General features: G+C 57.8%; 11 protein-coding genes. 6 read left to right on the top strand and 5 right to left on the bottom strand.

From position 1 onward, the window contains the following. Positions 1–124 precede the first annotated feature (124 nt). From msrA to dcuR, 3 genes are all read left to right on the top strand, one after another. Positions 125–661: a peptide-methionine (S)-S-oxide reductase MsrA gene (gene msrA, locus MXF20_RS02730; protein WP_325967552.1), complete on the top strand. Its 537-nt coding sequence runs from the start codon at positions 125–127 to the stop codon at positions 659–661. A 114-nt stretch (positions 662–775) separates the two neighbouring features. Further along, positions 776–2,407: a sensor histidine kinase gene (locus MXF20_RS02725; RefSeq protein ID WP_325967550.1), complete on the top strand. Its 1,632-nt coding sequence runs from the start codon at positions 776–778 to the stop codon at positions 2,405–2,407. After that, positions 2,404–3,123 (top strand): two-component system response regulator DcuR, encoded by a 720-nt coding sequence (dcuR, locus tag MXF20_RS02720; protein ID WP_021506339.1) that lies wholly within the window; start codon positions 2,404–2,406, stop codon positions 3,121–3,123. Before MXF20_RS02725 ends, dcuR begins: the two co-directional genes overlap by 4 nt. On the opposite strand, the gene MXF20_RS02715 is transcribed toward dcuR, so the two are convergent. Both MXF20_RS02715 and MXF20_RS02710 read right to left on the bottom strand, forming a co-directional pair. Then, positions 3,117–4,082, bottom strand: coding sequence for an FAD:protein FMN transferase (locus tag MXF20_RS02715; RefSeq protein WP_325967549.1), 966 nt, complete (start codon positions 4,080–4,082; stop codon positions 3,117–3,119). The two genes, dcuR and MXF20_RS02715, sit on opposite strands and share 7 nt — an antisense overlap. A gap of 50 nt (positions 4,083–4,132) precedes the next feature. Next, positions 4,133–6,913, bottom strand: a complete 2,781-nt coding sequence (locus tag MXF20_RS02710; RefSeq protein ID WP_325967546.1) for a flavocytochrome c — start codon at positions 6,911–6,913, stop codon at positions 4,133–4,135. A 606-nt stretch (positions 6,914–7,519) separates the two neighbouring features. Between MXF20_RS02710 and MXF20_RS02705 the strand changes: the two genes are divergently transcribed. Beyond that, entirely contained in the window at positions 7,520–9,031 is a 1,512-nt protein-coding gene (locus MXF20_RS02705; protein ID WP_325967545.1) for an anion permease, read from the top strand. Between the two features lie 164 nt (positions 9,032–9,195). Then, positions 9,196–10,839: a class I fumarate hydratase FumA gene (fumA, locus tag MXF20_RS02700; protein WP_058769655.1), complete on the top strand. Its 1,644-nt coding sequence runs from the start codon at positions 9,196–9,198 to the stop codon at positions 10,837–10,839. Positions 10,840–10,910: 71 nt separating this feature from the next. Here the strand turns inward: fumA and MXF20_RS02695 are convergent, their stop codons facing one another. After that, positions 10,911–11,075, bottom strand: coding sequence for a hypothetical protein (locus tag MXF20_RS02695; RefSeq protein ID WP_021506344.1), 165 nt, complete (start codon positions 11,073–11,075; stop codon positions 10,911–10,913). Positions 11,076–11,242: 167 nt separating this feature from the next. Beyond that, complete coding sequence (locus MXF20_RS02690; RefSeq protein ID WP_021506345.1) at positions 11,243–12,763, bottom strand: aldehyde dehydrogenase family protein; 1,521 nt, start codon at positions 12,761–12,763, stop codon at positions 11,243–11,245. A 272-nt stretch (positions 12,764–13,035) separates the two neighbouring features. Here MXF20_RS02690 and MXF20_RS02685 point away from each other — a divergent pair, with 272 nt between their 5' ends. Then, complete coding sequence (locus MXF20_RS02685; RefSeq protein ID WP_325967544.1) at positions 13,036–13,599, top strand: class I SAM-dependent methyltransferase; 564 nt, start codon at positions 13,036–13,038, stop codon at positions 13,597–13,599. On the opposite strand, the gene MXF20_RS02680 is transcribed toward MXF20_RS02685, so the two are convergent. Continuing rightward, complete coding sequence (locus MXF20_RS02680; protein ID WP_325967541.1) at positions 13,587–14,300, bottom strand: glutamine amidotransferase; 714 nt, start codon at positions 14,298–14,300, stop codon at positions 13,587–13,589. The two genes, MXF20_RS02685 and MXF20_RS02680, sit on opposite strands and share 13 nt — an antisense overlap. Between the last annotated feature and the right edge of the window lie 98 nt (positions 14,301–14,398).

Raw genomic sequence — 14,398 nt, 5'->3', positions numbered from 1 at the left:
AGGCGCTACGGGCCAAGCCGCGCCAGGTTGTGCCAGGTTGCGCCCGAAATGTTAACAGAAAGCGGCTTGAATTCAGCGTGCTGAACCCCCACTCTAACGCTTTCGCCCTGACAGGAGTAAAACAATGGCAACCGAATATGCGATTATCGCGGGTGGCTGTTTCTGGTGCACCGAAGCAGTATTCAAAGATGTGATTGGCGTCGAGTCAGTCGAAAGTGGTTACACTGGCGGTGAACGTCCTAATCCTACCTACGAGCAGGTGTGCAGCGGTGCGACCGGCCACGCCGAAGCGATTCGCGTAGGCTTCGATCCGGAGAAAGTGAGCTATGGCGATCTGCTGGATATCAGCTTCGCGACCCACGATCCCACCCAGCTGAACCGCCAGGGTAATGATGTTGGCACCCAGTACCGTTCGGCGATTTTCCCGGCTAACGCGGAGCAGGAAGCCGAAGCGATTGCGGCGATTGCCCGTGCGCAGGAAGATCACAACGTGCCGGTGGTGACCACCATTGAGCCGCTGAAAGCCTGGTATCCGGCAGAAGATTATCATCAGGATTACTGGGACGGTGCTGGTCAGCGTAACGGTTACTGCCTGGCGGTAATCCCGCCGAAGCTGCAGAAACTGCGTAAAAGCTTCGCGAACCGGGTGAAACAGGGTTAACCCGCCCGCTCTCCCCCACGGAAGGTCGTCATCGCTGACGGCCTTCCTGCATTTAGCGCGACCCGCTGCGGATTATCCGTCATAATAGCCCCCCGTTTTCCGCAGAGCACGATCATGACCTCTCCACAGCAAGCCACGCCGGCGCGCAGGCGACCGATGAAGCTCAACACCCTGGTGACGCTGATGCTCAGCGCGGTGATTGTGCTGGTGCTGCTGAGCGTACACATGTTTTATTTCTTCCAGATTGGGGCCGCGACGCGCAGCCAGCTGGAGGATAAAGCCATGGCGGTGGCGCGCACGCTGGCGAAATCCCCCGAAATTCAGCAGGCGCTGCGCCTGCCGCCCGATCGGGCCGCTATTCAGCCTATCGCCAAAGCGGTGGAAGAGAGTAACCATCTGCTGTTTATCAGCATCACTAACATGGACGGCATCCGCTACTCGCACCGCAATCCAGAGCTGGTGGGCAAACACTTTATCGGCCCGGACATCGAACCGGCGCTGCGCGGCAACGAGAATGTCTCGGTCAATCAGGGCTCGCTGGCCAAAGCACTGCGCGTGTTTACCCCGGTGTATGACGCCCAGCAGCGGCAGATTGGCGTGGTGGCGATCGGCATTTCGCTGGAAGCGGTCACCGACCAGATCAACCAGAGCCGCTGGAGCATTCTGTGGACCATCCTGATCGGCACCTTTGCCGGCGCGGTTGGCACCTTTATCCTGGTGCGCGTGCTGAAGCGCATTCTGTTTGGCCTCGAGCCATACGAAATTTCCACCCTGTTTGAACAGCGCCAGGCGATCCTCAACTCCGTCAAGGAAGGCGTGGTAGCGATGGACGATCAGGGCGAGGTGACGCTGGTCAATCAGGCGGCGCGCCAGCTGCTTAGCGATAAAATGGGCAGCAGCGTAGTGAGTACCGCGCGCATTTATGATGCCTCGGTGATCGACCAGCATCTGCAGGAGGTGCTCAACAGCGGGCGGGCGCTGCGCGATGAGGAGCTCAACGTCAATGGTCGTCTGCTGCTAAGCAACACCGTGCCGGTGCGCAGCCAGGGACGCATTATCGGCGCAGTCTGCACCTTCAGGGACAAGACCGAAATCAGCCAGCTGATGCAGCGTCTGACCGGCATGGTAAACTATGTTGATGCCCTGCGTGAGCGCTCGCATGAGTTCATGAATAAGCTGCACGTGATCCTCGGCCTGCTGCACATGAAAAACTATGCGCAGGTGGAAGCCTATATTCTGAAGACCGCCAATAACTATCAGACGGAAATTGGCTTCCTGCTGGAGAAAATCAAATCACCGGTGATCGCCGGTTTTCTGCTCAGCAAAATTAACCGCGCCTCCGATTGCGGCCATCGTCTGACCATCAGCGATGCCAGCTACCTGCCGGACAGCGGCAACGAGCAGCAAATGGCGGCGCTGATCACCGTGGTCGGCAATCTGGTGGAGAATGCGCTGGATGCGATGAGCGGGCAGACCGAGGGCGAAATCCACGTCATGCTGCACTACCAGAACGGCTGGCTGACCTGTGAAGTGAGCGATGACGGACCGGGTATCGCGGCGCAGCATCTGGCGACCGTGTTCGACAAGGGCTTCTCCACCAAAGGGGAAGATCGCGGCGTTGGCCTGTTCCTGCTGAAACAGCAGACGGAGCACCTTGGCGGCAGCGTCAGCGTGGAGTCCGAGCCCGGCGTGTTCACCCAATTTTTAGTCCAACTTCCGTGGGATGGAGGAAACCAAACCGCATGATTAACGTGTTAGTGGTCGACGATGACGCCATGGTGGCCGAGCTGAACCGCAGCTTTATCGGCCAGGTACCGGGCTTTCACTGCGTGGGTACCGCCGCGACGCTGCAGCAGGCGCGCGAGTTCCTGTTCAATAGCGAAACGCCGATCGACCTGGTGCTGCTGGATATCTATATGCAGCAGGAAAATGGGCTCGATCTGCTGCCGGAGCTGCGCCAGGCGCAGAGTTCGGTTGAAGTGATCATCATTTCGTCAGCGGCCGATGCGGAGAACATCAAAACCTCGCTGCACTACGGCGTAGTGGATTATCTGATCAAACCGTTCCAGTTCCCGCGTTTTGAAGAGGCGCTGACCGGCTGGCGGCAGAAAAAGTCGCTGATGGACAACCAGCACTACTATCAGCAGTCGGATCTCGATCTGCTGATGCACGGCAGCCCGGCCACCCAGCACGACAACAAACGGCTGCCGAAAGGCCTGACGCCGCAGACGCTGCGCACGCTGTGTCAGTGGATTGATGCCCATCCGGGCCATGAGTTTTCCACCGACGAACTGGCGGCAGAAGTGAACATTTCACGCGTCTCGTGCCGCAAGTATCTGATCTGGCTGGCGCAGATTAACATCCTGTTCACCAGCATTCACTACGGTGCCACTGGCCGCCCGGTGTATCGCTATCGCCTGCAGCCGGAGTACCATTCGCTGCTGCAACAGTACTGTCAGTGACGCAGCTGCCAGCTGCAATCCAGCTGGCTGAAGCGGAAATGGCGCGCCGGCGAGCAGATGATTTGCCGATCGCGGGTGACAAATACCGCGTCGATATCGGGCTGGCCGGCGAGATACGCCAGCCCCTGCTCCACGCCCATGCCGTACAGCAGCGTGGTGTAGATATCGCCATCCAGTGAGCGATCGGCAATCACCGTCACGCTCAGCAGTTCATTGTCCAGCGGATAACCGGTGCGCGGATCGAAGATGTGATGCCAGCAGCGTCCGTCGCGCTCAAAGAAGCGCTCATAAATCCCGGACGTCACCACCGATTTGCCCTGCACCTGCAGCGTACCCAGCAGTTCATCGTCCCGGCCAAACGGCTTTTTCAGGCCGATGCCCCAGCCCTGCGGCTGATGCGGCGGACTGCCCAGCGTCTGCACATTGCCACCGAGATTAATCAGTGCCTGCGCGACGCCCTGCTGGCGCAGAAACGCCTGCACCACGTCAGCGATATAGCCTTTTGCGATAGCACCCAAATCGATCTCCATGCCCGGCAGCGGCAGAAGCACCGAATGCTGCTCGGCATCCAGCACCACCTGATGCGGATCGGTCAGGCGCAGCAGCGCCTCAATCTCCGCTGCGGGCGGTACCTCTCGCCCCTGAAAACCAATCTTCCAGCGTTTCACCACCGGACCGATGGTGAAGTTAAACGCGCTGTCCGGCAGGATGCTCACCGCATGCGCCACGCTAATCAGCGCAAACACCGGCGCGCTCACCACCACCGGATGGCGTCCGGCGGCCTGATTAATGGCCATCACTTCAGATTCGGCGCGGTTAACGGTGAACAGGTTTTCCTGCTGTTTGATCAGGCGAAAGACCTGGCTGGCCAGCGTAGGATTGTCTTCGAACAGTTTGAGCAGAATGGGCGAACCCATAAGGACGGCAGAATAGGAATGGACGCCAGCGTCGCTTGTCATTATTGCCCCGTAAGAGAACGATGCCCGCAGGGCGCGGGCATCGTGATGGCTTAGTTACCTAACGCCAGTTTAGCGGCATTACGACCGGCTTTGATACCAAAGATGATGATATCGGCGACGGCGTTACCGCCGATGCGGTTCGCACCGTGGATGCCGCCGACCACTTCGCCCGCCGCCCAGGCACCTGGAATCACCTGTTTCTGCGCATCAAGTACCGCGGTCTCGGTATTGATGGTCACGCCGCCCATGGTGTGGTGCACGCCTGGAGCGATACGAATCGCGAAGAACGGCCCCTGATTGAGCGGATGACGCAGCGCGGTGGCACGGCCAAAGTCTTCGTCTTTCTGGTTAATCACAAACTCGTTGTAACGGCCCAGCGTGCTTTGTAGCGTTTCCTGATCCATATTGAGTTTCACCGCCAGCTCGTGTGGCGTTGGCGCGCTGATCACAAAGCCTTTGGCGATATATTCGTCCGCCGCTTTGTTGTTGGCACGTACCTGCTCGTCAAACACGATCCACGCGCTTTTTTCCGGCAGCGCGATGATCTCGGCAGAGACTTTGTCGCGGGTTTCCATTTCGTTATAGAAACGCTTACCGGCCTGGCTGACCAGAATCGCCCCGCCGCCGCGCATCGCTTCGGAAATCAGGTACGAAGTGGTCTGCTCAACCGTCGGGTGAATCTGGATTTCGCCCATGTCGACGGTCTCTGCACCAATTTTCTGCAGCATGGCGATACCGCTGCCGGTGGCCCCTTTGTGGTTGGTGGTAACAAAGCCGTCCAGCTCAGGACGGTATTTCACCACCATCTCACGGTTGGCGCTGAAGCCACCGGTGGCGACAATCACGCTTTTCGCATTCAGGATGCGGCTGTCGTTGTACTCATCGACCACTTTCACGCCGCTCACCGCGCCGTTTTCGAACAGAATCTCGGATACCGAGGTTTCCAGCAGCACTTCAATGTTGCGCTGGTTGACGTTTTTCACCAGGCCGCTGATCAGGAAGCCACCTACCGCCGAGCGATCTTCCGGACGGTGCGTACGGTCAATGCTCATGCCGCCGGTGATGGTGATATCACTCAGCTCAATCTCTTTCGCCGCCAGCCACTCAATGGCTTCTGGCGCGCGCTCAACGAATTCACGCAGCAGCACCGGGTTGTTTTTGAACTTGCCGCCTTTCAGCGTTTCCTCGTAGAACAGCTCTTTGCTGTCTTCGATGCCTTTCAGTTTCTGATAGCGGGTTTCCGCGGCGTTCATCCCCACCGAGGCTTTGATGGTGTTACCGCCGATGGTAGGCATCTTCTCGATGATCACCACGCGCGCACCGTCATCGTGCGCCTGAATCGCCGCCGCCAGACCGGCCCCGCCGGTACCGACCACCACCACATCGTAGTTGACCGGCGCATTCGGGTTACCGCCCTCTTCAATCACATACTCTTTGCTGGAGGTGGTGAGCGCGCGCGATACCGCTTTCTTCAGCGCTTCACTCTGGGTGGTCGCGCCGGTGATGGCATCGACGTGCGGGCTGTTCGCCACCAGAATACGTTCACGCAGGCTTTCAAAGGTGCTGGTGAAATCGACATCAAGGTTAGGATCCGGCACCAGCGAGATGTCGGTGATACGGTCGGTATCGAGCGTCACGTTGATTTTCAGCTTCAGCGCTTCGGCTTCAACTTTCGCCTGGTAAACGCCGGCTTTGTACTTGCGATGGCCATCGCTGACGTCACGGATCATCGCATCCACCAGCGAGAAGCGCCACAGCGGTTCCGGAATGGTCAGCGCTTCGCGTTTGGTGCTGTCGATGTACAGATCCATGTGCTCGTTTTTGATGATGCGGTCGGCCCAGTCCGGATAGGCGATGCAGGCTTTACCAATCGCCACCAGATCGAAACCGGAGGCCAGCGCCAGTTCGGCATCCTCTTTGTTCACCACGCCACCCACGCCAATCACCGGCACTTTCGCCAGCGTCGCCGAGCGCTGTTCAATGTATTTGCTGATTAACGGCGTCGGGTCCTGGGTGTCGACAATCGATGGACGCAGCAGCTGGCCAACGGAGAAGTGCACGTAATCCAGCCCGCGCGCCGCCAGTTTCTCCAGCAGATACAGCGTGTCGTCCCAGCGGATACCGGGCACTTCCAGCTCTTCCGGCGAGAAGCGATAACCGATAATGAAATCCGCCGCGGCGAAGCGTTCCGCCATTTTGTGGGTGATTTCCAGCACTTCCAGCGGGAAGCGCGCGCGGTTGTCGCGGCTACCGCCCCATTTGTCGTCGCGCTGGTTAGAGTTAGGTGAGTAGAACTGCTGAATCAGGTAGGTGTTAGCGCCGTGGATCTCCACGCCGTCGAAGCCAGCTTTGATGGCGCGGTTCACCGCATCACCAAACTTAGTGATCATCACGTCCACTTCTTCCGCCGTCAGCGCCTGCGGGGTGCTGGCACCTTCACGCGGCGCGGCGATAGCGCTGGGCGCGACCGGGGTTTTACCGCCGATCAGCGCGGGTTCAACCATGCGACCGCCGTGGTAAATCTGCAAAATGGCTTTGGAACCCTGAGATTTGATGGCATGCGCGATTCGGGCCAGGCCAGGGATTTTGTTGTCGCTGTCGATACCGATAGCGCCCGGGAATGCCGGACCGCGGTTATCAATAAAAGCACACTCGACGATCACGGTACCGATGCTGCCGGCACGCACGCGATAGTACTCGACGAGGTCGCTGGTGACGCCGCCGTCATAATAGCCGGTACAGGTGGTCATCGGTGCCATCACCAGACGGTTTTTCAGCACCGCCCCTTTTGGCAATGTCAGCGGATTAAGAATCGGGGTGAGCGTATTCATAATGAGCAACTCCAGAATTAAGAAATCGTGTATTCAATTCTTTGGCAGTTCGGAGGTCTTTATAATTAATTTAAGTGGTCCGACTTCATGGTATAAATATACCATTTTATTTAGTTACATAACCCAGAATGTTAGTTATATAAGTTTTACGCGTAAAAATAGAATTTGTTGCTCATTGCTGAAATCCGCGCTCCGCTAAGTTTTAACCAATACTTGACAAAAATCAACTTTTTCCTAACATTAAAAGAAAATGATTGAATATCATAAAGATAAAAACCCATTCTCCGGCGTTTTTTACGCTGATTTTGCCGTTCCGTTCATTTTTAACACATATTTTACACCTGTTGGTTCATTTATTACGGCGCAAAAGGTTAAAAGAAAAAATCCGCTAATAATTTTATTGATCCAGATCAAAATAGATATTCTAATTAATCGCATCATAGCGACATTCAATTGATAATTCGCGAAGCAAAATTGCAATAACGAAGATTCATGTAAAAGACACTTTAAAACGCCCCGGTTGATCTGCTACAAGCGTTTCGTAACTAAAAAAAATCAACCCGACCGGGCCGTCAATCGCATTCCCATAACTTGCAGACCAAAACTATGAATACACAAACAACCCAGAGTGAACCCCTAAAGGCGCCACCTGCCGCGCCGGGGAAAAAGAACCGGCTAGTCATGTTGTGCCTGCCGATCGTGGTTGCCGTGCTGTTGCTGCTGGTGCCGACCCCTGCCGGGCTGGAACCGTACGCGTGGCACTTCTTTGCCATCTTCGTCGGGGTGATTGTCGGCCTGATCTTTGAACCGCTGCCGGGTGCGGTCATCGGCCTGACCGGCGTGGTCATCATCGCGCTGTTCAGCCAGTACGTGCTGTTCAGCCCGGCGGAACTGGCCGATCCCAAATTCAAAACGGCCGGTCAGGCGTTTAAATGGGCGGTGAGCGGCTTCGGCAACTCCACCGTATGGCTGATTTTCGGCGCGTTCATGTTTGCCGCCGGCTACGATAAAACCCAGTTCGGTCGTCGCCTGGCGCTGATTCTGGTGAAATATCTCGGCCGCCGCAGCCTGACGCTCGGCTATGCCATCACCTTTGCTGACCTGCTGCTGGCACCGTTCACGCCGTCCAACACCGCGCGCAGTGGCGGCACCATCTATCCCATCATCGCCAACCTGCCGCCGCTGTACGGTTCTAAACCCAACGATCCGAGCGCGCGCAAAATTGGTTCTTACCTGATGTGGGTTGCCATCACCGCTGCCTGTATCACCAGCTCAATGTTCCTGTCGGCGCTGGCGCCGAACCTGCTGGCGCTGGCGCTGGTAAAAAGCGTGGTCGGCTTTGATATCTCATGGGGCATGTGGTTCCTCGCCTTCCTGCCGCTGGGTATCCTGCTGATTCTCACCATGCCGCTGCTGGCTTACTGGCTCTATCCGCCAGAAGTGAAAATCAATGACGAAGTGCCACGCTGGGCCAAAGCCGAGCTGGATAAACTGGGTCCGCTGTCGCGCAACGAGATTCTGCTGCTGGTATTCGTGGTCGCCGCGCTGATGATGTGGATCTTCGCCACGGCGTGGATTGAACCGGCGATGGCCGCCCTGCTGGTTATCGTGCTGATGCTGTGGACCGGCGTGCTGAACTGGAACGACATCACCAGCAACAAAGCCGCATGGAACACCTTTGCCTGGTTTGCCACCCTGGTTGCGCTGGCCGATGGCCTGGCACGCGTGGGCTTCATCGCGTGGCTGGGTAAAGAAGGGGCGCTGCTGCTGCACGGCTACGACCCGCAGGTTTCTGCAGTGGTACTGCTGGTGGCCTTCTACCTGCTGCACTATCTGTTCGCCAGCACCACGGCGCACACCACTGCCCTGCTGCCTGCCATGCTGACCATCGCCGCGTCGATTCCAGGCATCAACATGCCGGTGTTCTGCCTGATGATGTGTACCTCACTGGGTGTGATGGGCATTATCACCCCGTACGGCACAGGCCCAAGCCCGATTTACTACGGTAGCGGCTACCTGCCAACCAAAGATTACTGGCGTCTCGGTACCATCTTTGGTGCCCTGTTCCTGGTGGCGCTGATGGTGATTGCCTACCCGTGGATGGTGATGATGTTCTGATGATGTTGCTTTGATGTTAAAAACGCAGCCGCGTAATAACGTTAAAGTGGTATGATACTCGCCAGTCAGCTCTTGCCGACGACTGGCGAGAGAAAATCGAATAACAGATCGCCTAATTTGTCGCCCGTCATGCTGGCGGGCAACACGAAGCTAAGTGAGCCAACATGTCGAACAAACCCTTCTACTACCAGAATCCCTTTCCTCTCGCCAAAGATGATACCGAGTACTATCTGCTGAGCCGCGACCATGTTTCCGTGGCCAACTTTGATGGCGAAGAAGTCCTGAAAGTCGACCCGAAAGCCCTGACGCTGCTGGCGCAGCAGGCGTTCCACGATGCCTCTTTCATGCTGCGCGCCTCGCATCAGCAGCAGGTGGCGTCGATTCTGGCGGACGATGAAGCCAGCCAGAACGACAAATACGTGGCGCTGCAGTTCCTGCGTAACTCAGAAATCGCCGCCAAGGGCGTGCTGCCAACCTGCCAGGATACCGGCACCGCCATCATCATGGGTAAAAAAGGCCAGCGCGTCTGGACCGGCGGCGGCGATGAAGCGGCGCTGTCTCAGGGCGTCTACAACACTTTTATCGAAGATAACCTGCGCTATTCACAGAACGCGCCGCTCGATATGTACAAAGAGGTCAACACCGGCACCAACCTGCCGGCGCAGATCGATCTCTACAGCGTTGACGGCGACGAATACAAATTCCTGTGCATCGCCAAAGGTGGCGGTTCTGCTAACAAAACCTATCTGTATCAGGAAACCAAAGCGCTGATCACACCAGCGAAGCTGAAAAACTACCTGATCGATAAAATGATGTCGCTCGGCACGGCGGCCTGTCCGCCGTACCACATTGCATTTGTCATCGGCGGCACTTCCGCTGAAAGCACGCTGAAAACCGTGAAGCTGGCGTCAACCCACTATTACGATTCGCTGCCGACCGAAGGTAACGAACACGGTCAGGCGTTCCGCGACGTGCAGCTGGAACAGGAACTGCTGGAAGCCTCGCAGAAACTCGGCCTCGGCGCGCAGTTTGGCGGTAAGTATTTTGCTCACGATATCCGCGTGGTGCGTCTGCCGCGTCACGGCGCATCCTGCCCGGTGGGCATGGGCGTTTCCTGCTCGGCTGACCGCAACATCAAAGCCAAAATTAACCGCGAAGGCATCTGGATCGAGAAGCTGGAAGACAACCCAGGCCGCTATATCCCGGAAGCGCTGCGTCAGCAGGGCGAAGGCGAAGTGGTCAGCGTCGATCTCAATCGCCCGATGAGCGAGATCCTCGCCCAGCTCTCCGCTTACCCGGTGGCAACGCGTCTGTCGCTGAACGGCACCATCATCGTGGCGCGTGATATTGCGCACGCCAAACTGAAAGAGCGCATCGACAACGGCGAAGGTCTGCCGCAGTACATCAAAGATCATCCGGTGTACTATGCGGGCCCGGCGAAAACGCCGGAAGGTTACGCGTCCGGTTCACTCGGTCCGACCACCGCCGGCCGCATGGACTCCTACGTCGATCTGCTGCAGGCTAACGGCGGCAGCATGGTGATGCTGGCCAAAGGTAACCGCAGCCAGCAGGTCACGGATGCCTGCCATAAACACGGCGGCTTCTATCTGGGCAGTATTGGCGGCCCGGCGGCGGTGCTGGCGCAGCAAAGCATTAAGAGTCTGGAGTGCGTGGAGTATGCTGAACTGGGCATGGAAGCGATCTGGAAAATTGAAGTGGAGAACTTCCCGGCGTTCATCCTGGTGGATGACAAAGGCAACGACTTCTTCCAGCAAATCCACAACCAGTGTGCTGCCTGCGTGAAATAAGCCGGCCTGCAATAAAAAAATCCGCGGCGTAAAAGCTGCGGATTTTTTTTGTCTGCCAGCCCCTGCGGCGCTCACACACCGCGCAGCTGCACGTCCAGCAACAGATCGGCATCGTCGTCGTTCTGGCCAATCACGTAGATCGCCTGGCGGCCCGGCAGATTTACAGTAATGATATTCTCTTCGACCGCATCCAGCACTTCGTCGTGCTGCTCCTGAAAGTGGTACAGGGTGTTCATCTTCTCTCCTTAAAAACGGTGCGTTACTGTATAAACTCACGCCTCTTAATATCGACAAGACGCGTCTTAATAACAGGGGGAATAATCTGTTTTTTCTGTCAGCACTGTGACAGAGCTGTGTGACGTTGCCATGAAGGCGGCAGCGGCGCGCACCGCTGCCGGTTAAATCAGAAAAAGCCGAGAGGCTGCGTACTGTAGCTGACCAGCAAATTTTTGGTCTGCTGATAGTGATCGAGCATCATTTTGTGGGTTTCACGGCCAATACCGGATTTTTTATAGCCGCCAAACGCGGCGTGCGCCGGATAGAGGTGATAGCAGTTGGTCCAGACGCGACCGGCTTTGATCGCGCGACCTACGCGGTAAGCACGGTTGATATCGCGCGTCCACACGCCCGCACCGAGGCCGTAAATCGAATCGTTGGCGATGGCAATCGCTTCCGCTTCATCTTTAAAGGTCAGCACGCCGACCACCGGTCCGAAAATCTCCTCCTGGAAGACGCGCATGCTGTTATCACCTTTCAGCAGCGTCGGCTGAATGTAGTAACCGCTGGCAAACGCTTCACCGATTTTCTCCACCCCGCCGCCGTGCAGCACCTGCGCGCCCTCCTGCTGCGCAATCTCCAGGTAAGAGAGAATTTTGTCGAACTGCTGCTGCGACGCCTGCGCGCCGATCATGGTCTCAGTGTCGAGCGGATCGCCACGCTTAATGGTCTGGATGCGCTTCATCACCGCCGCCATAAACGGCTCAAAAATCGACTCCTGAACCAGCGCGCGTGACGGACAGGTACAGACTTCGCCCTGATTGAGGAAGCCCAGCACCACGCCTTCGGCCGCTTTTTCGATGAAGCTCTCCTCCGCCTGCATGATGTCTTCAAAGAAAATGTTGGGCGACTTGCCGCCCAGCTCGACGGTGGACGGGATCAGGCTTTTTGCCGCCAGCTCAAGAATGTGGCCGCCAGTGGCGGTCGATCCGGTAAAGGCGATCTTGGCGATACCCGGATGCGAAGCCAGCGCCTCGCCGGCCTCTTTACCGTAGCCGTGCACCACGTTAATCACGCCCGGCGGCACCAGGTCTTTAATCAGCTCCATCAATAGGGTAATGGAGAGCGGCGTCTGTTCAGCGGGCTTCAGCACCACGCAGTTACCGGCACCCAGCGCCGGCGCCAGTTTCCACGCCGCCATCAGCAGCGGGAAGTTCCACGGGATAATTTGTCCGACGACCCCAAGCGGCTCATGAAAGTGGTAGGCGGCGGTGAACTCGTCGATTTCGGCGGCGGTGCCTTCCTGCGCGCGCACGCAGCCCGCGAAATAGCGGAAGTGGTCAACCGCCAGCGGTAAATCGGCCGCCAGGGTTTCGCGCACCGGCTTGCCGTTATCCCAGGTTTCATTGACCGCGATGGCTTCCAGATTGGCTTCCAGCCGGTCGGCAATTTTCAGCAGCAGCAGTGAACGCGCCTGCGGCGAGGTTTTGCCCCACGCGTCAGCGGCAGCCTGCGCGGCGGCCACCGCGTTATCGATATCCTGCTTATCCGAGCGCGGGAATTCGCCGATGGTCGAGCCATTAATCGGCGTGGTGTTGACGAAGTAGTTACCGTTCACCGGCGGCACAAACTCGCCGTTGATAAAGTTGCCATAACGCGATTGCAGATGGATGAGAGAACCGGTTTCTCCCGGAGCAGCGTAACGCATGGTGTTTCTCCTTGCGGGACAGAGTGGCGAGTAACAACTATGAAACTTGTTATTAACATTGAACGAACAATGCCAGCCTGTCAGATCGCGCAGCGGGAAACTGTGACCGCACCGAAGGAAAATGCGGCATGACGCCACCGTCCTGCCGTCACGCCAGAACGCGCGCCCGCCGCAGACAGAAAATTCCGAGTTTTGCCGTGCGCGTCAGGAAAAGCGAAACATGTGCGATTTGTGCGGTCAATATGAAGCAGCCCCGTGAACAGGAGAAAATCATGCTGGCTTCCGCCCTGATGGCAATGCGCGCCAAAGCGAATTTCGTTCAGCAATTTATCCGCAATCCGCGCAAAATGGGCAGCATTACGCCCTCTTCGGCTGCCCTGTGTCGCGCCATGTGTGAAACGGTCAACTGGGAGCACAGCCTGCGCATCGCCGAGCTGGGTGCCGGCGACGGCGTGCTCACCCGCCATCTGCTGGCGCACATGGCCCCGCAGGCGCAGCTGGATGTGTTTGAAATCAGTCCCGAGCTGGTAAAGGGTTTACGCCGCTGGAACGATGCGCGCATGCAGGTGCGCGCCTGCTCGGCAGAGTATTTGTCGGGGGAGTACGATGTGATTTTTTCCGGCCTGCCGCTGCTGTCGCTGCCGCCCGCCACGCGCGAAGCGATTCTCAGCGCGGTGCATGATGTGCTGGGACCGCGCGGTGTATTCGTCCAGTTTCAGTACACCTCGCTGACCCAGCCCAGCCTGTCACGCTACTTCACCTGGCAGCGCCAGCGGGTGCTGAAGAATATGCCACCCGCGTGGGTTTATCGCTGCACGCGCCATTACGCGCCCTGAACCTGCGCCTGCGGGCGCGTTTGCTGCCAGAAACGCTGCAGCAGCTCGCGCGCCCAGTCTTCGCCAGACAGCTGCGCGCCATCATCGCTGACGCCCTCAGGCAGGCAGGCGCACATGATGTTGTGGCTGAATTCCGGGTGGAACTGCACCGACAGCGCCTGCGGCGAATAGCGCAGGATCTGGCAACCGTCCAGCGCGGAACGCGCCAGCACCTGTGCCTGCGCTGGCGGCACCAGCACCGACTGCCGGTGTGACAGCCAGGCCGGGAAGGTCTCTGGCAGCTGCGCCAGCCACGGATCGCGGTGTACGTCGCGCGTCAGGGTTTTCAGCCCGCGCTCCCAGCCGTTCGGGTTATCACCCACTTTGCCACCCAGCGCATAGGCCATCAGCTGATGGCCATAGCAGACGCCAAGCAGCGGCAGTTGCGCGTCGATGGCCGCGCGAATCCACGCGGCCGTGCGCTCGCTCCAGTCGGCGTGATCGGTAACCATCGCCCACGAGCCGCTGAGAATCGCACCGCTGATGCCAGAGAAAGCCGGCAGCGCTTCTCCGAGATGCGGCCGCACAATGACGTAATCGTCCGGCTGTAACGCGAGGGCTTCAATAAACCACTGCGGTTGTTCACCAATTTTTGCCACCACCTGCGGCGGCGGCGTTTCGAGTTGAATCAGAGCAAGGGGGAGTGCGCGGGTCTGTGTCATGCCGAATACGGTCCTCAAATGATCGTGTTTCGGACATCCACTCTGACAGTAATTTTGCGCCTTGTCCTGTATTTTTCTGGCATAAGCTCATGCCAGCG

The organism is Pantoea dispersa, from assembly GCF_035783935.1.
GTDB classification, from domain to species: domain Bacteria; phylum Pseudomonadota; class Gammaproteobacteria; order Enterobacterales; family Enterobacteriaceae; genus Pantoea; species Pantoea dispersa_C.
Note: the sequence above shows the minus strand (reverse complement) of the source record. Positions and strands in the feature narration are given on the sequence as shown.

Coding starts and splice junctions, on each gene's coding strand:
- msrA (WP_325967552.1), top strand. CDS start 125: ATGGCAACCGAATATGCGATTATCGCGGGTGGCTGTTTCTGGTGCACC.
- MXF20_RS02725 (WP_325967550.1), top strand. CDS start 776: ATGACCTCTCCACAGCAAGCCACGCCGGCGCGCAGGCGACCGATGAAG.
- dcuR (WP_021506339.1), top strand. CDS start 2,404: ATGATTAACGTGTTAGTGGTCGACGATGACGCCATGGTGGCCGAGCTG.
- MXF20_RS02715 (WP_325967549.1), bottom strand. CDS start 4,082: ATGACAAGCGACGCTGGCGTCCATTCCTATTCTGCCGTCCTTATGGGT.
- MXF20_RS02710 (WP_325967546.1), bottom strand. CDS start 6,913: ATGAATACGCTCACCCCGATTCTTAATCCGCTGACATTGCCAAAAGGG.
- MXF20_RS02705 (WP_325967545.1), top strand. CDS start 7,520: ATGAATACACAAACAACCCAGAGTGAACCCCTAAAGGCGCCACCTGCC.
- fumA (WP_058769655.1), top strand. CDS start 9,196: ATGTCGAACAAACCCTTCTACTACCAGAATCCCTTTCCTCTCGCCAAA.
- MXF20_RS02695 (WP_021506344.1), bottom strand. CDS start 11,075: ATGAACACCCTGTACCACTTTCAGGAGCAGCACGACGAAGTGCTGGAT.
- MXF20_RS02690 (WP_021506345.1), bottom strand. CDS start 12,763: ATGCGTTACGCTGCTCCGGGAGAAACCGGTTCTCTCATCCATCTGCAA.
- MXF20_RS02685 (WP_325967544.1), top strand. CDS start 13,036: ATGCTGGCTTCCGCCCTGATGGCAATGCGCGCCAAAGCGAATTTCGTT.
- MXF20_RS02680 (WP_325967541.1), bottom strand. CDS start 14,300: ATGACACAGACCCGCGCACTCCCCCTTGCTCTGATTCAACTCGAAACG.